The sequence below is a fragment of the Curtobacterium sp. L1-20 genome (assembly GCF_048755855.1).
GTDB lineage: Bacteria > Actinomycetota > Actinomycetes > Actinomycetales > Microbacteriaceae > Curtobacterium.
Window position 1 is genome coordinate 2,364,562 of the sequence record NZ_CP151473.1, and the last position, 19,399, is coordinate 2,383,960.

The 19,399-nt window shown below is 73.3% G+C and carries 19 protein-coding genes; 12 read left to right on the forward strand and 7 right to left on the reverse strand.

Going from position 1 to position 19,399, the window contains the following annotated elements; genetic code table 11:
- Positions 1 to 31 precede the first annotated feature (31 nt).
- Entirely contained in the window at positions 32 to 1,159 is a 1,128-nt protein-coding gene (locus tag AAEP86_RS12695; RefSeq protein ID WP_420367695.1) for a glycosyltransferase family 9 protein, read from the reverse strand.
- Complete coding sequence (locus AAEP86_RS12700) at positions 1,156 to 1,707, reverse strand: D-glycero-alpha-D-manno-heptose-1,7-bisphosphate 7-phosphatase (RefSeq protein WP_420367696.1); 552 nt, start codon at positions 1,705 to 1,707, stop codon at positions 1,156 to 1,158. The genes AAEP86_RS12695 and AAEP86_RS12700 overlap by 4 nt, the downstream gene beginning before the upstream one ends.
- A 101-nt stretch (positions 1,708 to 1,808) precedes the next feature.
- On the opposite strand from AAEP86_RS12700, the gene AAEP86_RS12705 reads away from it, so the two are divergent.
- The 3 genes from AAEP86_RS12705 (at position 1,809) to AAEP86_RS12715 (ending at position 4,399) form a co-directional block, all read left to right on the forward strand.
- The gene (locus AAEP86_RS12705; RefSeq protein WP_420367697.1) at positions 1,809 to 2,783 is read left to right on the forward strand and encodes a glycosyltransferase family 9 protein; all 975 of its coding nucleotides are present in this window, start codon (positions 1,809 to 1,811) and stop codon (positions 2,781 to 2,783) included.
- A gap of 146 nt (positions 2,784 to 2,929) precedes the next feature.
- On the forward strand, positions 2,930 to 3,286 hold the full coding sequence (locus AAEP86_RS12710; protein WP_420367698.1) for a PRC-barrel domain-containing protein: 357 nt from the start codon (positions 2,930 to 2,932) through the stop codon (positions 3,284 to 3,286).
- A gap of 96 nt (positions 3,287 to 3,382) precedes the next feature.
- Positions 3,383 to 4,399 (forward strand): SGNH/GDSL hydrolase family protein, encoded by a 1,017-nt coding sequence (locus AAEP86_RS12715; protein ID WP_420367699.1) that lies wholly within the window; start codon positions 3,383 to 3,385, stop codon positions 4,397 to 4,399.
- 22 nt (positions 4,400 to 4,421) lie between these two features.
- Here the strand turns inward: AAEP86_RS12715 and AAEP86_RS12720 are convergent, their stop codons facing one another.
- Positions 4,422 to 5,279, reverse strand: a complete 858-nt coding sequence (locus tag AAEP86_RS12720; RefSeq protein WP_420367700.1) for a universal stress protein — start codon at positions 5,277 to 5,279, stop codon at positions 4,422 to 4,424.
- An 84-nt stretch (positions 5,280 to 5,363) separates the two neighbouring features.
- Between AAEP86_RS12720 and AAEP86_RS12725 the strand changes: the two genes are divergently transcribed.
- Together AAEP86_RS12725 and AAEP86_RS12730 are read left to right on the forward strand one after the other, a co-directional pair.
- Positions 5,364 to 5,825, forward strand: a complete 462-nt coding sequence (locus AAEP86_RS12725) for an NUDIX domain-containing protein (protein WP_420367701.1) — start codon at positions 5,364 to 5,366, stop codon at positions 5,823 to 5,825.
- A gap of 127 nt (positions 5,826 to 5,952) precedes the next feature.
- Positions 5,953 to 7,995, forward strand: coding sequence for a carboxypeptidase regulatory-like domain-containing protein (locus AAEP86_RS12730; RefSeq protein WP_420367702.1), 2,043 nt, complete (start codon positions 5,953 to 5,955; stop codon positions 7,993 to 7,995).
- 89 nt (positions 7,996 to 8,084) lie between these two features.
- Here the strand turns inward: AAEP86_RS12730 and AAEP86_RS12735 are convergent, their stop codons facing one another.
- Positions 8,085 to 9,440, reverse strand: a complete 1,356-nt coding sequence (locus AAEP86_RS12735; RefSeq protein WP_420367703.1) for an MFS transporter — start codon at positions 9,438 to 9,440, stop codon at positions 8,085 to 8,087.
- 233 nt (positions 9,441 to 9,673) lie between these two features.
- Complete coding sequence (locus AAEP86_RS12740; protein ID WP_420367704.1) at positions 9,674 to 10,612, reverse strand: hypothetical protein; 939 nt, start codon at positions 10,610 to 10,612, stop codon at positions 9,674 to 9,676.
- 63 nt (positions 10,613 to 10,675) lie between these two features.
- Here AAEP86_RS12740 and AAEP86_RS12745 point away from each other — a divergent pair, with 63 nt between their 5' ends.
- The gene (locus AAEP86_RS12745) at positions 10,676 to 10,879 is read left to right on the forward strand and encodes a hypothetical protein (protein ID WP_420367705.1); all 204 of its coding nucleotides are present in this window, start codon (positions 10,676 to 10,678) and stop codon (positions 10,877 to 10,879) included.
- Positions 10,880 to 10,891: 12 nt separating this feature from the next.
- Here the strand turns inward: AAEP86_RS12745 and AAEP86_RS12750 are convergent, their stop codons facing one another.
- Both AAEP86_RS12750 and AAEP86_RS12755 read right to left on the reverse strand, forming a co-directional pair.
- On the reverse strand, positions 10,892 to 11,629 hold the full coding sequence (locus AAEP86_RS12750) for a YidC/Oxa1 family membrane protein insertase (protein WP_420367706.1): 738 nt from the start codon (positions 11,627 to 11,629) through the stop codon (positions 10,892 to 10,894).
- A gap of 59 nt (positions 11,630 to 11,688) precedes the next feature.
- Positions 11,689 to 11,973: a DUF6412 domain-containing protein gene (locus tag AAEP86_RS12755; protein WP_420367707.1), complete on the reverse strand. Its 285-nt coding sequence runs from the start codon at positions 11,971 to 11,973 to the stop codon at positions 11,689 to 11,691.
- A 66-nt stretch (positions 11,974 to 12,039) separates the two neighbouring features.
- Here AAEP86_RS12755 and ybaK point away from each other — a divergent pair, with 66 nt between their 5' ends.
- The 6 genes from ybaK to AAEP86_RS12785 all read left to right on the forward strand — a co-directional run bounded on the left by ybaK (position 12,040) and on the right by AAEP86_RS12785 (position 19,391).
- Complete coding sequence (gene ybaK, locus AAEP86_RS12760) at positions 12,040 to 12,525, forward strand: Cys-tRNA(Pro) deacylase (RefSeq protein WP_420367708.1); 486 nt, start codon at positions 12,040 to 12,042, stop codon at positions 12,523 to 12,525.
- Positions 12,526 to 12,620: 95 nt separating this feature from the next.
- Positions 12,621 to 15,227, forward strand: a complete 2,607-nt coding sequence (locus AAEP86_RS12765; protein WP_420367709.1) for an ATP-dependent Clp protease ATP-binding subunit — start codon at positions 12,621 to 12,623, stop codon at positions 15,225 to 15,227.
- A gap of 577 nt (positions 15,228 to 15,804) precedes the next feature.
- Complete coding sequence (locus AAEP86_RS12770) at positions 15,805 to 16,044, forward strand: hypothetical protein (RefSeq protein WP_420367710.1); 240 nt, start codon at positions 15,805 to 15,807, stop codon at positions 16,042 to 16,044.
- A gap of 60 nt (positions 16,045 to 16,104) precedes the next feature.
- Complete coding sequence (locus tag AAEP86_RS12775) at positions 16,105 to 16,647, forward strand: adenine phosphoribosyltransferase (protein ID WP_420367711.1); 543 nt, start codon at positions 16,105 to 16,107, stop codon at positions 16,645 to 16,647.
- 123 nt (positions 16,648 to 16,770) lie between these two features.
- On the forward strand, positions 16,771 to 18,759 hold the full coding sequence (thrS, locus tag AAEP86_RS12780; RefSeq protein ID WP_420370480.1) for a threonine--tRNA ligase: 1,989 nt from the start codon (positions 16,771 to 16,773) through the stop codon (positions 18,757 to 18,759).
- Entirely contained in the window at positions 18,759 to 19,391 is a 633-nt protein-coding gene (locus tag AAEP86_RS12785) for an HIT family protein (protein ID WP_420367712.1), read from the forward strand. The genes thrS and AAEP86_RS12785 overlap by 1 nt, the downstream gene beginning before the upstream one ends.
- The last annotated feature ends 8 nt before the right edge of the window (positions 19,392 to 19,399 follow it).

A 19,399-nucleotide genomic window follows, 5' to 3' on the forward strand; every position in this document is an offset into this window, starting at 1 on the left:
GAAGCAGGAGAAGGAGAAGCAGTGGCGCACGCTACGCACGGGCGTCTGGGGCGTCGTGCAGACTTCTCTGCTCCATCCGGGAAGCGCGGTCCCGAGGGGTCGCCGTCATCCGCGAAACGCGGTCGAGCAGTCGGGCGTGCGCGTCGAGGACGTCCTCGACGCGCACCCCGGCGAGGCACGGGTGCCCCGGGACGGGGCAGTCACGGGCGCGGCTGAGCCGGCAGGGCGCGCCCTGGTCGCCGAGGAGCTCCACGAAGGGCGGCCGCTCGGGGTCCGGCGCGTACGGAGCCCACTTGACGGCGGGCACCACCGGCGAGAACAGGCTGACGATCGGCGCGCCGACGGCCGCTGCGAGGTGGGCCGGACCGGTGTTCCCGACGACCACCACCTCGGCGCCCGCGAGCACGGCGGCGAGCTCGGCAGGACTGGTACGACCACCGAGGTCGATGCCGGTGGTGCCGGCGACGGAGGCGGTCAGGGCCGCCTCGCCGGGGGAGCCGGTGACGACCACCGGCACACCGCGCTCGGCGTAGGCCGCGACCAGCGCACGGTGGTGCGACTCCGGCCACGACCGGGCCGGCACACTCGCACCGGGGTGGACGACGACGTACCGGTCCAGGTCGACCACCTGCGGGTGGAGGCCGGCGTCGTGACGCACCACGAGCCTCCCGTCGTCATCCGGCGGTAGCCGGAACCCGGCTGCTTCGGCGATCCGCACCGCCCGCTCCGGTTCCGGCAGGTCCTCGGGCAGGTCCTCGCCCGGGCGCAACCGGACGTCCAGCAGGGATCCGGGGTGGTCGACGCTCGCCCCGGAGACGCGGGCGACCCCGGCGAGCCGGAGCAGCAGCGCGACCGGCAGCGGCGACTGGTGGAAGGACGTCAGCACGACGGCCTCGTCCGGGCGTTCCTCGGCGACCAGCGCGCGGAACTCGGCGAGCAGCGCGTCGTCGACGGGCCGTGCGGTCTCGGTCACCCACGGTGCCGCCCAGACCCGGACCCGGTCGATGCCCGGCAGGAGGTCGGCCGCCGGGGCGCCCTGGGGGCCGCAGAGCATCGTGACGTGCGACGCGCCGGCGGCGACCGCGCGCACCGCGGGCCCGGTGACGAGCACGTCGCCGAACGAGTCGAGCCGGACGACCAGGACGCGGGGCCGGGTCACGCGCGCACCGCGGCGACGTGTCCGAGCACGAGCGCTACCGCCTCCTCGAGCGAGTCGGCGACCGTGGGGGCCGCGTCGACCTCCTCGGCGCGGGTCCGCGGGGTCGGTACCAGCACGCCCTGCGCCCCCGCCGCGACGGCGGCACCGACGTCCGCACCGATGTCGCCGATCACGACGAGCGACTCCGGCGGGAGCCCCAGGCGTTCCGCCGCCTCGAGCACCATGCCCGGACGGGGCTTGCGGCAGGCGCAGTCGTCCCCGGCGTCGTGCGGGCACACGCACCACACCTCGAACGGTCCCACGAGTTCGTCGACCCGTGCGTTCGTGGCGTCGACCTGCTCGCGGGTGGCCATCCCCTTCGCGATCACCGACTGGTTCGTCACGACACCGAGCCGGAGACCGGCGGCCCGAGCCCGCTCGACGGCGCGGTGGGCTCCCGGGACGGGCACGACGCGGTGCGGGTCGGCGTTGTACGGGACGTCGATCACGAGCGTGTCGTCGCGGTCGAAGAGGAGACCGCGCACGGTGCGGTCGGGATCGAGGGCCATGCTCCAGGGATACCGGGTCACGGCGGTCGCCGCCCGGGAAGGGCCGCAGGGCGCGCCGTCCTCGCGGACCACGGCGGCGCTGACCGGATAGCGTCGACCGGGTGACCGCCGTCGACACCCTGCCCCCGTCCGACGGGCGGCCCGAACTGCTCGTGCTCCGCGCCATCAAGCTCGGCGACCTCCTGGTCGCCGTCCCGGCACTGCACGCGCTGCGACGGGCCTTCCCCGACCACCGCATCTCCCTCGCCACCACGGCGTGGCTCGCACCCGTCGTCGAGCTGATCCCCGAGGTGGACGTCCACCTCGCGCAGCACGGCCTGGACCACCCGGTCGGTGCGCCCGCCGGTGTCGTCGACGTCGCGGTCAACCTGCACGGCGCGGGCCCCGAGTCCTCCGACCTCGTCGCGGCGCTCAACGCGCAGCGGGTCATCGGGCACGTCGACCCGACGCACGGCTACGAGGGACCGGCGTGGCCCGACGACGTCCACGAGCGCGAGCGCTGGGCGCGGCTGCTCACCTGGCACGGCATCCCGGCGGACCCCGACGACGTCGGCATCGCCCGTCCCGCCGCCCCGCCCGCGGTGGACGGCGCAGCCGTCGTGCACGTGGGCGCCTTCCACGGAGCCCGGCACTGGCCGACGGACCGCTTCGCCGAGGTGGTGCGCGGGCTGCGTGCGCGCGGTCTCGACGTGGTGCTGACGGGAGGCGCGGACGACGTCGTCCGCGCCGGTGCCGTCGCCGGAGCGGCCGGCCTGCCGCCGGAGGCGGTCCTCGCCGGAGCACTGGACCTGCAGGCCTTCGCGGGCGTCATCGCCGCCGCGCGGCTCGTCGTCACGGTCGACACCGGTGCTGCGCACCTCGCGTCGGCCTACGGGATCCCGTCGGTGGTCGTGTTCGGTCCGGCCCCGCCGGAGGCCTGGGGCCCGCCGGCGTCCGGACCGCACGTGGTGCTCACCGACGCCTCGGTCCGCCGTGGGGACGTCTTCGCGGAGGACCCGGACCCGGCCCTGCTGGCCGTGGGGCCGGACGACGTGCTCGCCGCGGTGGACGGTCTCGGGGTGCGGTCGGACGCCTGACCGCGGTCCGGGGAGGTGTCTGCTCCGTCCGAGCCCCGGTGGCGCGTGTGACCGTGCGCGGTGGCGTGTGTGACCGTGCGCAGCGAGCCCCGGTAGCGTCGCTCGGGAGCCGTCCGGACCGTCCGGTCGCTCACGAGGAGGCACACGTGTTCGAAGCCGCGAACATCCGGGACTGGATCGGCCTGCCGGTCGTCGACGAGGCCGAGGACAAGGTCGGGACCCTCGAGAGCATCTACTACGACACGGCGACGTCCGAGCCGGCGTTCGGCGCGGTCACCACCGGGATGGTCGGCTTCCAGAAGCTCCTCTTCGTGCCGCTGACCGGTGCCCTCGTCGCACCGAAGCACCTCCGCATCGCCTACCCGAAGAAGCTCGTCAAGGACTCGCCGACGATCCCGACCGACGGCGAGCTCGACGCGTCGACGGAGCCCGTCCTGTACGAGCACTACGGGCTCGAGTACCGCACGGGCAGCGGCGGCGAACGGCGACTCGGGCGTCGCTGACCGCCGGCGCACGGGTCGCTCGGCTAGCCTGTCCGTCCGACCCGTCCCTGGAGGCCGTCCCTGCTCCGCTCCGTCCGCTCGACCCTGCTCGCCGCAGTGGCGGTGCTCGTCGTGCTCGCCGGCACCGTCGCGGGTGGTGCCGGCGCCACGGCCGCCCCGATGTGGCCGGTGCCCGCGCCGTACCCGTCGACGGGCACGCCGGACGAGGTCCTCGGTGGCATCCCGGCGGGCAGTGAGTACGTGGCGCTCGGCGACTCGTACTCCGCGGGCTACGGGCTGTCCGACCCCACACGGCTGCCGACCGGCGCCTGCGCCCAGTCCGCCCGGGACTACCCGCACCGGATCGCGGCCCGCTTCGGCCTCGCGCTGACCGACGTCACCTGCGCGGGCGCGACCAGCGCGGACGTCACCACCGGGTTCCAGTTCCGTGGCGTCCCGCCGCAGGTCCGCGCGTTGTCGGCGCGCACCCGCCTCGTGACGCTCACGATCGGCGGGAACGACGCCGACCTGTTCGGCACCGCTGCGTCGTGCCTGGCGCTCTCCGCGAAGGGTCCGGTGTTCTCCGGCCGCGACGCCCCCTCGTGCCGGAGCACCCTCGTGCGGGACGGCGTCGACGAGCTCGGCGTGAAGATCGCGTCCCGCGTCGCACTCGGCATCGCGGACACCCTCGCCGCGGTCCGCACCGCCGCGCCGAACGCCGTCGTGGTGTTCCTCGGCTACCCCGCGATCTTCCCGGACGCCGACCACACCCCGAAGGGCGGGTGCTTCCGCTCGGCGCTCGACCTCGGCACGCTGACCGGCTCGTTCCCGTCGGACACCTACCCGTTCACGAACACCGACGTCCGCTACCTGCACAGCGTCCAGGAGCGTCTCAACGAGGTCTCGGCGACCGCGGCCCGCGCCGCCGGCGTCCGCTTCGTCGACGTCTTCTCGAGCACGCAGGCCCACTCCGCGTGTTCGACCACGAAGCCCTACGTGGCCGGGGTCTCGCTCGACGGCACGGGGGACCTCCGCCGGATCGACCTCGAACCGGGCGCCCTGCACCCGAACAGCCGCGGGGTCGCCTACCTCACGAAGCGCGTCGCCGCCGCCGTCCGGTCGCTCGCCGTCTGATCGTCGGCTGCTCGGTCGGTGGTCACCCGCGGACCGCTCGGGCCGGGTCGTCGACCGTCCCGGCGCCGGCCGCGCCGGGGACCACGCAGACCGGGGACACCGCGGACCGCAGGACGTCGTGCAGCACCGAGCCGGAGGACACCCGGACGTGTCCCTGCACGAGCACGACGAGCGAGGCGCGGCGCGTGTGGGACGCGATCGCCTGTCCCGGGTGTCCCTCGACCAGCAGTGGCCGGAAGCGGACGTCGGGGTGCCGGGTGGACAGCTCGGCCGTGACGCGTGCCAGGAGTTCGGCGTTCCGGGTCCGCCACCGCATCGGGTCCTCCGCGAAGTCGGTCAGACCGCTCCGCGTGAGCACGGGCATCTCCCACGCCCGCACCAGCGTCACCCGCCGGTGCAGTCGACGGGCCTCGCCGCAGGCGATCCCCTCCGCACGCGCGTCGACCGGCTCCTCCACCGCCAGCACGACGTCGCCCTCGATCGGGTGCGGTCCCTCCGGCACGACGACGGTCGGGACCGCCGCACGCGCTGCGACCCGCGCCGGGTCACCACCGGCCGTCGATCCCCGGCGACTCCGGAAGGTGCCGATCACGAGCAGGTCGCCGTCGTCGGACTCGTCGACCAGCGCGGCGGCGAAGGGACCGGCGTGCCGTCGGACCTCGACCTCGGCGGCCGGCAGCACCCGCCGCACGGCCGCGGCGACGGCGTCGGCCACGCGCACGCCGTCCGGGCCGACCCGTGCCTCGGCCGCGGGGTCGACGCCGATGACGTGGACGCGCTCGATGCCCGTCGCGGCGCGGGTGGCCAGCCACTGCACCGCTTCGTCGTGCGGTCGCGCGGCGTCCGCCGCGACCGTGACCGTCGTCCACCGTTCGTCCATCCCGACCGACCTCCTCGTCGTGGGGACCGACGGGGCGTCTGGTGGCGCTCCGTGGGCCGCAATGTACTCCCGTACGCTCGGCGTGTGGCAGTGCTGAGCGCAGGGGTGTTGCTCTTCCGGGACGGCTCCGACGAGCCGGAGGTCTTCATCGCGCACATGGGCGGTCCGTTCTGGCGGGGCCGACCGCGCGCGTGGTCGATCCCCAAGGGCCTGGTCGAGGGGACCGATGACCCGCTCGACACCGCCCGCCGCGAGTTCGCCGAGGAGATCGGTGTGCCGGCCCCGGACGGCGACGTCCTCGACCTCGGCGAGGTCCGACAGTCGTCGAAGCGCGTCCGGGTCTTCGCGATCGCAGCACCGACGTTCACCGTGGACGAGGTCCGGTCGAACACCGCACGGATCGAGCTGCCGCGCGGTTCCGGCCGCTTCGTCGAGGTGCCCGAGGTCGACGACGCACGGTGGGTCCGGATCGACGAGGCCCGCGAGCTCCTGGTGACCGGTCAGGTCGCGGCGCTGGACGCCCTGCTGGGTCGACTCCGCGGCTGACGGGCGCCGGTGGCCGGATCGCGCCACGACGCACCGTGATCCCGTCCCGGGCAGGACGGACTCCGCGGTGTCTGGATAGCCTGGCCGAGCGCCGTGCTGCCGCGGCGCCGGAACAGGGGAGCAGTACATGCGGCGTTGGCGTGCGGTCACAGCGGGGTTGACCGGGATCGTCCTCGGAGCAGGACTGGCGATCGGCGGGGCCACCAGCGCCTCGGCCGCGCCGACCGGGCACTGGGGCACGTTCACACTGAGCGGGACGAACAAGGACTACACGGGCACGATGACGTTGCCCGGGTTCCCGGACACGACCTTCACCTCGGACTCCCGGCAGTCCACGGTCGTCAGCGGTGCCTCCACGTGGCAGGGCACGTCGACGGGGCCGGGCGCCGTGTACGGCTCGAGCCGCGGGAACACCTACCTCAACCAGCGGCCGACCGCCGACTCCCCGAACGCGAGCGCCGCGTCGACCACCGTCTACACCTTCGACGGCGCGACGCCGGGCAACCGGAGCTGGTCCTTCGTCCTCGGCGACGTCGACGCCGACCAGGCGACGATCTCGGCGACGGTGCAGGGCGGCGGCGCCGCCACGGCCGATCAGCTGGGGTTCCGGGGCGCGTACAACTCGTGCTCCACGGTCTCGCCGGGTGGGTGGTCCTGCCCGTCCGACCCCGGGGGCGTGCCGGCCGGCCAGGACGTCCCGACGTGGGACCCGGCCACCCGGACCCTCACCGGCAACGCCGCGGCGAACGACACGGCCGGCGCGACCGCCTGGTTCACGCCCACGACCCAGCTCGAGACGCTCACCATCACGTACCAGCAGCGCAGCGGCTTCCCCGTGTACCAGACCTGGTTCGCGAACCGGACCGCGGGCATCAGCGGCACCGCCACCCTCGACGGCACGCCGATCCCCGGTGCGACCGTGACGGTCACTGCGCCGCGCGGCACCGTCTACTCGACCACCACGAACCCCGACGGCACGTACGCGTTCCCGCAGCTGCCCGTCATCAACAACTACCGCGTCGACATCACCCCGCCGCCGAACGCCGACGGCCCAGCGTCGCGTTCCGGGGTGTCCTTCGGGGCCGTCCCGGGCACCGACCAGGTCGTGAACTTCCCGTTCACCACCCCCACGACGGGCGTGTCGGTCATCGGCACGATCACCGACGCAGACCAGGAGCCGATCGCCAACGTCCCGGTCGTCATCCCGGACCCGGCAGACCCGACCGGTGCACCCCTCGTCGACACGACGACCAACAGCGACGGGGTGTGGACGGCATCGGACCTCCCAGCCGACACCGCGCTCGACGTCGTGATCGCCGGCGGACCCGCCTCCTCGATCCGGACGGGCGACGCAGGTGGCCCGCCCGCGGCGCCGACCATCGAGGCACCGGCGGCCGTGATCGCCACCGTCACCGGCGTCGTGACGCTCGACCGCACCACCGTCCCGGCCGGCGTCGTCGTCGAGCTGCTCGACGCCGACGGCGTCCTGGTCGGCTCGACCACGACGACCGCCGAGGGCCGCTACACGTTCCGAGCCGGGGCCGGCACGTACTCCGTGCGGACCCCACTGCCGACGCCGGGAGCGACCGGGGACGCGGTGAACACGGGCGTCGTCGCGACGGCGGGCACCTCCGTCGAGTCGGACCTGACGTTCCGCAGCGCCGCCGAGCCCACGGCCGTCACCACGACCCAGCCCGGCACGGTCACCGACACGAACGGCGACCCGGTCGCCGGCGTCGCGGTCGTCGCCACCCCGACCGACCCGACGGCCGGGCAGACAGTGAGCACGACGACGGACGCCGACGGACGCTTCACGCTCTCCGGTCTGGCCGCCGAGACGCAGTACCGGATCGCGGTCGACGGCACCGACCCGCGGACGATCACCACCCCGTCCTCGGGCGCTGCGACCGCGCTGGCGTTCACCGTGCCAGCCGCGGTGGTCACGCCGTCACCGACGCCGACCGCGACCCCGTCCGCGCCGCCGACCACCCCGGCCGGTGTGACGCCGGTCTCGTCGGACGGCGGTTCCGCCACGGGCGCGCTGGCCTACACCGGCGCGGACGTCGTCCCGGGCATCATCGCGGCCGGCGTGCTCGTGCTCCTCGGCGCAGGGCTGCTGACGTTCCGCGCCGTCCGGAACCGGCGCCGCACGACGCACCTGCAGGACTGACCCCACGACGGAAGGGGCGGGCCGGTCCGTGCCGGTCACGCCCCGTTCGTCGTGTCCGGTCGTCCTCCGTCGGGGCGAGCCCGCGCGCCCTACCGCCGCCGCGTCGGCACGGACCCGGTCGACACCGCGACCGACCCGGTGAGGGTCTGGATCGCCCGGCTGACCACCGGCACCGACGTCGTGACGACGGCGAGCCCGGACGTGATCGCCTCGATCGAGGACGTGGACAGGTGCTCCTGGTGGTGCGAGTGCACCGGGAAGCCGCGCCGCGCCGCGACCACGACGCCGAGCGAGCCGATCAGGACGGCTGCCCCGGCGAACGGCAGGTACTGCAGCCCGACGACCCCGAGCACCTGACCGCCGACGGCCGCGCCACCGGCGATGCCGATGTTCGACGCGCCGTTGACGAGGGCGCCGGCGATGTCGGGGGAGACGCCTCCGGTGCGGATCGCCGCGGCCATGAAGAGCGTGCCGGTCGTCCCGTTCGCTGCCATCCACACCCCGGCGACGACCATCGTCCCGATGAGCGACCCGTGCACGAACGGCATCGCGGCGAACGCTGCCGCCATCACGGCGACGGCGGCGACGAGCGTCTGTCGCGGGGCGCGGTCGACGAACATGCCGGCGAGCCAGAGCCCGACGACCCCCGTGGCTCCGAGGACGAGCAGCGCACCGCTCACCGCGTCGGCGTCCAGCCCGGCGTCGATGGCGTACGGCCCGATGTACGTGTAGACGACGTAGTGCCCGGCGAAGAGCAGCAGGTCGGCGACGATCACGGACAGCAGCCCGGTGCGCGCCCAGGCACGGGGCGAGCCGATGTGCGGCGACGAGGCCCCGCGGACGCTCGGCAGGAACAGCAGCGCGACGACGGCGAGCAGCGCGGAGGCCGCTGCCACGGCGCCGACGGCCGGCCGCCAGCCGATGTGCTGCGCGACCCAGGTGGCGATCGGGACACCGAGGACGAACCCGAGCGAGCTCCCCGAGTAGACGAAGGCGATGGCCCGGCCGGCGAGGCGCGGCGGCACGATGCGGGTGGCGTAGGCCGAGGCCACCGAGAAGAACAGCGCGTGGGCGACGCCACCGACGACGCGGCCGGCGCACACGACGGCGAAGGACGGTGCGACCGCGACGAGCACGTTCGAGACCGTGTACCCGACCAGCGTGGCGACGAGGATCGTCTTCCGGGGGAGCCGGGCGGTCAGCGACGTCAGCGGCAGCGCGAGCAGCGCGACGGCCGCGGCGTACACGGTGACGACGATGCCCATCGTCGACTCGGAGACCCCGAGGTCGGTGCTCATGACGCCGAGCAGCCCGACCGGCATGAGCTCGGTCGTGATGGCGAAGAACGTGGCGAGCCCGAGCACGGCGATGCCGACGACGGACTGGGTGGTGACGGTGATCGGCCGGGTGTTCGTCGACACGGCCGAGGTGGTGTGGGTGGACACGCTGCTGACCTCCTCCGGGGCACGGTGGAGCACGCGTCGGTGTCGACGTCACGACGCCGGGGACCGGTCGGGGCCGGTCGACGATGCGCGCTCGCTGCTGTGGTGTGGGTGTTGTGGGTACGACTCCACGGCGAGTGCGCTCTCCCAGTGTTGCACGATGCACCCGCGTAGCGCGAGGGCCCCGGCCGGATTCCTCGGAGCGCTCCAACGCCCGCGGCGCCGCGCCGTCCGGATCAGCCCTCGTTCGTCACCGTGCCCTGGACGCCACCGCCGCGGAGGGTGAGCGTCAGCGTCCCGCTCATCGACTGCGCCGAGAGCGACACCGACCCGTGCAGAGCGTCCTCGCGCGGGTAGCAGGCCGAGGTCGACTCGATCCGGTTCGCGGTGGCGATGAGGCAGATGGTCGACCGGTCGGTCCCCACCCCGGCCCACACGCTCCAGGGCGTCTCGAACGAGGTGCCGTCGAGCGCGCGGTTCGTGAAGATGAGCCGGGTGCTGTGCAGGCTCACCGGCGCCTCGACCGGTCCGGGCAGCTGGTCCGCGTACGTCTGCGGCACGTCGAGCAGTTCCTCGAGCGTCACCGTCCCCGCGGTCGGCGTGACGCTCGGAGCCGCGGGCGTGGCCTCCCGGCTGGTGCCGACCACGGTGCCGGCCGTGAAGGCGACCCCGACCGCGGCCGCCACGCCCAGGGCGATCCACACGCGTGGTCGCGCCGACGGCACGAACCGCGCGGCGCGCGTCCGCCACGACCGGTCGCCGGCCTGGAGGCGCTGCCCGCCCCCGCCGGACACCGTCAGGTCGTCCGTCGGGTCGCCGACCGGACCGACGGGTCCGGTCGTGCCACCGGTCCCGGTGACGGGGGCCGGTGGGAGGACCGGCACGGCATCAGGAGCCTGCGCTCCCGGTCCGGCGACGGACGGGTCGGACGTGGGCGCGCCTCCCGACGGGCCGGACGCCGGAACGGAGGAGCGACCGGCCGCGGGACCGGACGACGGGCCGGTGTCGCCGCGTCGGTCGCGACCGCCGGTCGTGCGCGCAGCGGACCGGCCGGACGTGCGGGCGAGCTCCTGGAGTGCCAGGCGGGCCGCGGCGGCCTCGGACGCCGGGGCCGAACCGCCCCAGGCGAGTGCCTCGAGCCGTGCTCGCTCCGCTGCCACGTCCTCGTCGGCCATGTGCTCATCGTCCCACCGCGGTCCGGTGCGTGCTCGCCCAGTTCGGGGGCGTAGACGGGTGCCATGACCGACAAGCACGATCCCGACCCCGAGACCCTCGAGCCGCTGGCCCACGACACGCAGTCCGGGGAGGCCGACTACGTCGGGACGAGCCCCGGCGGTTCCGGCACCGAACGGCACGTCCCGCTCCCGGAGGAGGAGCAGGGCCGCGGCACCGAGTACGACCCCGTCGACCAGGGGCCGCAGCAGGAGGGCCAGGGCGGCTGACCCGTCCGCGCGTCAGCCGAGCACGCGGCGCAGGACCGCGCGTTCGCCGAGCGTCCACGCGGCGCTCGTCACGACGTAGAGGGCAGCGGCAAGGGGCGCGATCGCCGCGAACACCACGGTGAGGAACGGCGCGTACCGCCCGATCGCCACGGACGCGGCTGCGCCCGGGGCGGCGGGGTCCGGCACGGCGGCGGGGTTCCACCGGAGGTTCGCGCGCCGTGTCGCCTCGACGACCACCGCGAGCACGGCCAGCAGCACGAGGACCACCCAGGCGTGCTGCCACAGCGGCGACGTCAGGGTGACGACCAGGGAGTGTCCGAGCGGGACGCCGAGCAGCGTCGCCCCGAGCAGCGTGTTCGCGACGCCGTCGATCGACGCGTGCGTGAACAGGGTGTACACGAGCGACAGGACCGGCGCCTGCGCCAGCACCGGCAGACACCCGGCGAGGGGCGAGACGTGCTCGCTCGTGTACAGCTCCTGCATCGCGCGCCGCAGTCGTTCGGTGTCCGTGCCGTACCGCTTCCGCAGTGCGGCGATCCGGGGCGCGAGCCGACGCCGGTCGCGTTCGGCCCGCACCTGCAGCACCGCGAGCGGGACGAGCACGGCGCGGACGGCCAGGGTGAGCAGGACGACGGCGGTCGCGGCGGCGAACCCGCCGGCGACGGGGGAGAGGGCCGCGGCGGTCGCGGCGAGGAGGTCGGCGCCGCTGTGCAGCAGCGGCCCGACGACGGGCAGGGTGGTGAGGTCCATGACGGTCCGATCGGTTCGGCGGGAGGGGTCGCGAGTGCGGCCCGCTCACCGGTCGGTGGTCAGGCCGGAGCGACGGCTCCCGGAGCACGTGGTCGGGCGTGTCCTGCCGCGTCGGGGTGACTCCACGCGATCCTCGTCACGAGGTCCGCCGGAGCACGCTCCGGCGTGCGCGCCGCGTGCGCGTCGACACCGAGCACGAGCGCGAGCAGTCGTGCGACCACGACGGCGACGGCCACGGCGGTCAGCCCGAGCGCCGCGACCGCGAGGAGCGGGAACGCCCCCACCGCGGGGTCGCCGAGCACCAGCACCGCGGTGAGGCGCAGGAACAGCTCGACGATGGTCATGGTCCGTTCAGGCTAACGCCCGCGCGCCGTTGATGGGGAAGTGGCCGGTCAGGGCAGGATCGTGCCATGACCGCAGGTTCGCCGAGCACCCCAGCGACCGTCGCCCTCGAGCGGGCCGGGATCCCGTTCACGCCGCACGTGTACGAGCACCACGAGACCGCCACGAACTTCGGCGAGGAGGCCGCCGCCGCGCTCGGACTCCGCGAGGAGCAGGTCTTCAAGACCCTCGTCGTGTCGGTCGACGGCACCCTGGCCGTGGCGATCGTCCCGGTGGCGAACCGCCTCGACCTCAAGGCCATCGCGGCGGCCGTCGGTGGCAAGAAGGCCACGCTGGCCGACCCCGCCCTCGCCGAGAAGCGCACGGGCTACGTCGTCGGAGGGATCAGCCCCGTCGGGCAGCGCACACAGCTCCGGACGGTCGTCGACGAGTCGGCCCTGTCCTACCCGAGCATCTTCGTGTCGGGCGGTCGGCGCGGCTTCGACATCGAGGTGGCTCCGGCCGACCTCGTCCGGGTCACGGGCGCCACGGCTGCGGCCATCGCACGGACCTGAGTCGCCTCGCCGCAACTTCCTCCCCTGACCGGGAATGACCGGTCCCCTCCTGCGTTGCATTGAGTCGAAGGCACTCAAGTTCCCAGGAGGTCCCTTTGCCAGCACAGTTCGGTCCCACCAGCGGCAGCGACTCGTTCGACGAGTTCATCGCGCGCCTGCTCGCGGCTCAGAACACCGGCGCCCAGCGATCCGTACCGCTGGGACGACCGGTCGACATCACGCGACTGCTCAGCCGTCGCACGCACGAGCTGCTCCAGCGCAGCGCCGCCTACGCGGTGGAACAGGGCCAGCACGAGGTCGACGCCCTCCACGTCCTGCACGTGCTCGTCCGCACCGATCCCTTCACCGCCGTCGTCCGGCACGCGGGGGTCGACCCCGACCACCTCGCCGACGAGATCGAGCAGCGGCTGCCGATGGCACGCGACCCGCAGGACGCCGACCCGGCGTCGACCGTGCGTCCCGCGCTCACGGCGTCCGCGCAGCGCATCCTGCTGGAGGCCACCCAGGCCGCCCGCGGCTTCGGCAGCACGTACACCGACCCCGAGCACGTCTTCTTCGCGCTCGTCATGGACCAGGACACCGTCACCGGGCAGCTGCTCGCGAGCGCCGGTGTCACGCCGCAGGTCATGCAGGACCACGCCCAGCAGGCGGCGGCAGCAGCACGAGAGGGGCGTCCGATGCCCGGAGCGACCGACACGACCACCGAGACGAGCAGCACGACCCCGACGCTCGACCAGTACGGCACCGACCTCACCCAGCGAGCCCGTGACGGACGCATCGACCCCGTGATCGGCCGGGCCGACGAGGTCGAGCAGACGGTGGAGATCCTCCTCCGTCGCACCAAGAACAACCCCGTCCTGATCGGGGAACCCGGAGTCGGCAAGACCGCGATCGTCGAGGGCCTCGCCCAGCGCATCGCGGACGGCGACGTCCCCGCACTGCTCCAGGGCAAGCGCGTGGTGGCGCTCGACCTGCCGGGCATGCTCTCCGGCACACGCTACCGCGGCGACTTCGAGGAGCGACTCACCACGGCCATGGACGAGATCGCGGCGCACGCCGACGAGCTCATCGTGTTCGTCGACGAACTCCACACGGTCGTCGGCGCCGGCGCCGGCGGTGGCGGCGAGGGCGGATCGATGGACGCCGGCAACATCCTCAAGCCCCGCCTTGCCCGCGGCGACCTCCACATGGTCGGCGCGACCACGCTGAACGAGTACCGCCGGATCGAGAAGGACGCCGCACTCGAGCGTCGCTTCCAGCCCGTCACGGTGGGGGAGCCGAGCGTCGAGGACGCGGTCGCGATCCTCACCGGCCTCGCTCCGCGCTACGAGGAACACCACGGCGTCTCGTACACCCCCGAGGCACTCCGTGCGGCGGTCGAGCTCTCGCACCGCTACGTCACCGACCGGCACCTGCCGGACAAGGCGATCGACCTCATCGACCAGGCAGGCGCACGCCGTCGCCTCGCGCGCTCGGGCGACGTCGACGTCGAGGCCCTCCGGGCGCAGATCGCGACACTGACCGCGTCGAAGGACGCGGCTGTGGCCGAGGAGCACTACGAGGAGGCGTCGCGGCTCCGCGACGAGATCGACGGACTGGAGGCGCGGATCACCGCCGCCTCGGAGGCGGACGCAGGTCGCGCCTCCCGTCAGGAGCAGGTGGGCACCTCGATCACGGAGGCGGACATCGCAGCCGTGGTGTCGCGTGCCACCGGGATCCCGGCGACCCGTCTGACGGCGGGGGACCGCACCCGACTCGCCGCCCTCGAGGACGAACTCCACGAGCGCGTCGTCGGCCAGGACGACGCCGTGCGGGCCATCGCCACCGCGGTCCGGCGCAGCCGGACCGGCATGGGCGACCCGCGTCGTCCGGTCGGGAGCTTCCTGTTCCTCGGTCCGACGGGCGTCGGCAAGACCGAGCTCGCGAAGGCCCTGGCCGGGTCGCTGTTCGGTGACGAGTCGGCGATGCTCCGCTTCGACATGAGCGAATTCGGTGAGCGGCACACCGTCTCGCGCCTGGTCGGTGCCCCTCCCGGGTACGTCGGCTACGACGAGGCCGGGCAGCTCACCGAGCGCGTCCGCCGCAACCCGTACTCGGTGATCCTCCTCGACGAGGTCGAGAAGGCGCACCCCGACGTGTTCAACCTGCTGCTGCAGGTGCTCGACGACGGGCGGCTGACGGACGGCCAGGGCCGGACGGTCGACTTCCGGAACACGGTCGTCATCATGACGTCGAACATCGGTTCGGAGTTCCTGGCGTCGCGCTCCGGTGCCCTCGGGTTCTCCGCGTCCGCCGACGGCGGGTACGCGGAGGAGGACCTCCGCGCCCGGGTGATGGGCAAGCTCCGCGAGTCCATGCGGCCGGAGTTCATCAACCGCATCGACGAGATCGTGCTGTTCCGCAAGCTCGACCGCGAGCAGCTGCACGCCATCGTGTCGCTGCTGCTGCAGGACACCGCGCTCCGCCTGCTCGCCCAGGGCATGACGCTGTCGGTGTCCGACGCCGCGGTGGACTGGCTCGCCGAGCACGGCTACGAGCCCGAGTACGGCGCACGTCCCCTCCGCCGGTTGATCCAGCGCGAGGTCGACGACCGGATCGCGTCCCTCGTCGTCGACGAGGCCGTGCACGACGGCGACACCGTGCGGATCGACGTCGTCGACGGCGGTCTCAGCGCGACCGCCGCCGTGGCCGCGGCGGTCTAGTCCGCACACCCTCGAGAACACCCCCGGTGCCGTCAGGTACCGGGGGTGTTCTCCGTGGTGCGGAATGCGCCGGGATGACCTCCGGAACAATTCCGGGAAAAGGCTTGCACGGGGAACAGGAATGTGGATAGTGTTCACGAGCACGAGTCAGCACGAGACCGAGAGGGGGCCTGACCATGATGATCACCGCAACGACTCCGTTCCGTGGCATCCGCACGTTCGTCGGCACCCCGATCCGGGTCCGCTGACACCGAGCGTCCGACACCCACGACGGCGGGATCCCGTTCCGCGCAGAGCAGGTCTCGCCGGACACCGCCGTCCGTGACCAGGATCGACCGGCCCCGTGGCGTCCGTCCGACCGCACCCGACCGTGCGGTCCGGAGCGGGTGACACCCGGCCCGTCGACCTGACCGGACGGACGCTCGACACATCGCGGTTCGACGCCTTCCGTCGTGCCCGTTGCATTTCCGCGACGGGTTGCGATGCGCATTCCTGCGCTCCTCGTGCATTCCTGCACGCATTCTTCCACCCGACCCGCACACGGGTCGGTCCGTCATGCCCGGAAAGGGACACCACCGTGTCGACGAAGACCACCACCACCATCCATCCTCCCGACGTCCGCGCGGTCCGGCGGCGGGTCTCGCTCGCCGACCGCATCGCGCTCCGCGTCGGGATGTCGCTCATCATCTGGAGCCGGCGGACGCACCACGTCCGGCCGTCGGTCGACATCGCGACCCGCAACCGTCTCGAACGGGAGCGGGCGCAGCGCGAGGCCGAGTGGGCCGTCCGCGGCGCCGCGATGCACCTCTGGCGGTGACCACCAGGCGGACGGCGGGGGCGGGGCGGACGCGCCCCGCGCCTCCCGTACCGTTGTCGGGTGACCGAAACCGCAGCTGCCCTCGTCGAACGCCTGACCGCCGTCGTCCCGGACTTCCCGAAGCCGGGGATCCAGTTCCGTGACGTCACCCCGGTGTTCTCCGACCCCGTGGCCTTCGGCCGCGTCTGCGAGGCCCTCGCCGCGCCGTTCGCGATCGGCGCGGGCTTCGCGGCGGTCGCCGGCATCGAGGCCCGCGGCTTCGCGCTGGCCGGCGGGATCGCCGCGCAGCACCAGGTCGGCGTGCTGACCGTGCGCAAGGCGGGGAAGCTCCCCGGCGAGGTCCTCAGCGAGCAGTACGCACTCGAGTACGGCGAGGCCGAGCTCGAGCTGCGCCCCGGTCAGCTCCCTGCCGGCACCCGCGTGCTGGTGGTCGACGACGTCCTCGCCACGGGCGGCACCGGCGCCGCGACCATCACCCTGCTCGAGCGGGCCGGGTACGAGGCGATCGGCTTCGCCGCGCTGCTCGAACTCGACGGGTTGGACGGCCGCGGGCGCCTCGAACCGCGACTGCCCGTGACCACTCTCGGCAGCGTCCCGGCGTGAGCCGTCGCGGGCGTCGCTCGCACTAGTCTTGATCCACCCACCGAACCGAGGAGTCCCGCCATCGTGACCGAGTCAGTCGCCGCCGCACCGGAAGGTGCATCGCCGGAGAACGAGCCCGCAGCCGTGCCCCAGGCACCCGAGCCCCGCACCGCGACGACGACCACGACGGGCACCGAACTGTTCGACGGCGTCCGTGGCGTCGTGGCGATCCGGGTCGCCGGCGTCCTGAAGGACCTCGCTGCCGAGGTCGCCGCCGGTGACGTCGTCGAGCCGGTGACGCTCGACGAGCAGGACGGGCTCGACATCCTCCGGCACTCCGCCGCGCACGTCCTCGCCCAGGCCGTCCAGCAGATCAACCCGGACGCGAAGCTCGGCATCGGTCCGCCCGTCACCGACGGCTTCTACTACGACTTCGACGTCGCCGAGCCCTTCACGCCCGAGGACCTCAAGGCCATCGAGAAGGGCATGGACCGCATCGTCAAGCAGGCCCAGCGCTTCCGCCGCCGCGTCGTGACCGACGACGAGGCCCGCGAGCTGATGGCGGGGGAGCCCTACAAGCAGGAGCTCATCGGCCTCAAGGGCGCCGCCGAGTCCGGTGACTCGGGCGAGAGCGTCGAGGTCGGCGCCGGCGAGCTCACGGTCTACGAGAACGTCGACCCGAAGTCCGGCGACGTCGTGTGGCAGGACCTCTGCCGCGGCCCGCACGTCCCGCACACCCGGTGGATCGGCAACGCCGCGAAGCTCATGCGCGTCGCGGCGGCCTACTGGCGTGGCTCCGAGAAGAACCCCCAGCTGCAGCGCATCTACGGCACCGCCTGGCCGGACAAGGACCAGCTCAAGGCCTACCTCGTCCGCCTCGAGGAAGCCGCCAAGCGCGACCACCGCAAGCTCGGCGCCGAGCTCGACCTGTTCTCGTTCCCGGACGAGATCGGCTCGGGCCTGGCGATCTTCCACCCGAAGGGCGGCATCATCCGCCGCGAGATGGAGGACTACTCGCGGCGTCGGCACGAGCAGGAGGGCTACTCCTTCGTCTACACGCCGCACATCACCAAGGGCGACCTGTTCGAGCAGTCCGGGCACCTCGGCTGGTACAAGGACGGCATGTTCCCGGCCATGCACATGGACGAGGCGCGCGACGAGGACGGCAACGTCACCCGGCAGGGGGCGGACTACTACCTCAAGCCGATGAACTGCCCGATGCACATCCTGGCGTACCGCTCGCAGGCCCGGTCCTACCGCGACCTGCCGCTGCGGATGTTCGAGTTCGGCACCGTCTACCGGAACGAGAAGTCCGGCGTGATCCACGGCCTCACCCGCGTGCGGGGCATGACGCAGGACGACGCCCACATCTTCACCACGCAGGAGAAGATGAAGGAGGAGCTCACCACGACGCTCCAGTTCGTGCTCTCGCTCCTCCGCGACTACGGCCTCGACGACTTCTACCTCGAGCTCTCCACGAAGGACCCGGAGAAGTACGTCGGCGACGACGACGTGTGGGAGGTCGCGACGAACACCCTGCGCGAGGTCGCCGAGGAGTCCGGGCTCGAGCTCGTGCCCGACCCCGCCGGCGCGGCCTTCTACGGCCCGAAGATCTCGGTGCAGGCGCGCGATGCCATCGGTCGCACCTGGCAGATGTCGACCGTCCAGCTCGACTTCAACCTGCCGGAGCGCTTCGAGCTCGAGTACGCGGCCGCGGACGGCACCCGGCAGCGCCCGGTGATGATCCACCGCGCGCTCTTCGGCTCCATCGAGCGCTTCTTCGGCGTCCTCACCGAGCACTACGCGGGCGCGTTCCCGGCGTGGCTCGCTCCGGTCCAGGTCGTCGGCATCCCGGTCGCGGCGGAGTACGGCGACTACCTCGACGAGGTCGTCGCGAAGCTCCGCACCCACGGCGTCCGCGCCGAGGTCGACCACTCCGACGACCGGATGCAGAAGAAGATCCGCAACCACACGAAGCAGAAGGTGCCGTTCCAGCTCATCGCCGGCGGCGACGACCGCGACGCCGGTGCCGTCAGCTTCCGCTTCCGCGACGGCCGCCAGGACAACGGTGTGCCCGTCGACGAGGCGGTCGATCGCATCCTCACCGCGATCCGCGAGCGCGCGCAGGTCTGATGGACCAGGAGCGGCCGGGAGGCACCGAGCACGTCCCCGGGACCGGTCACGTCGACGACGTGGCCGGCTCCGCGGACGATCCGCTGGTGATCCGGGACGCCGCCACCGGCGCGGCCGTCCCGGATGCGTTCCAGCGGCTGTGGAACCCGCACCGGATGGCGTACATCGACGCCGGTCGAGACGGCGATGGCCGCGGGCACAAGGACGACTGCCCGTTCTGCGAGGCCCCGCGGAAGTCCGACGAGGACGCCCTGATCGTCGCCCGTGGTGAGCACGCCTACGTGCTGCTGAACCTGTACCCGTACAACAACGGCCACCTGCTCGTCTGCCCCTACCGGCACGTCCCGCTCTACGACGAGGCAACCGCGGACGAGACCCGCGAGATGGCCGAGCTCACCCAGACCGCGATGCGCGTGCTGCGGTCGGTGTCGCACTGCGACGGCTTCAACATCGGCATGAACCAGGGCGAGGTCGCGGGGGCCGGCGTCGCGGCGCACCTGCACCAGCACATCGTTCCCCGCTGGCAGTCGGACGCGAACTTCTTCCCGATCATCGCCCGCACGAAGTCGATGTCGCAGCTCCTCGGCGAGACCCGCCGTCTCGTCGCCGAAGGGTGGCCCGCGGCGGACTAGGATGGTCG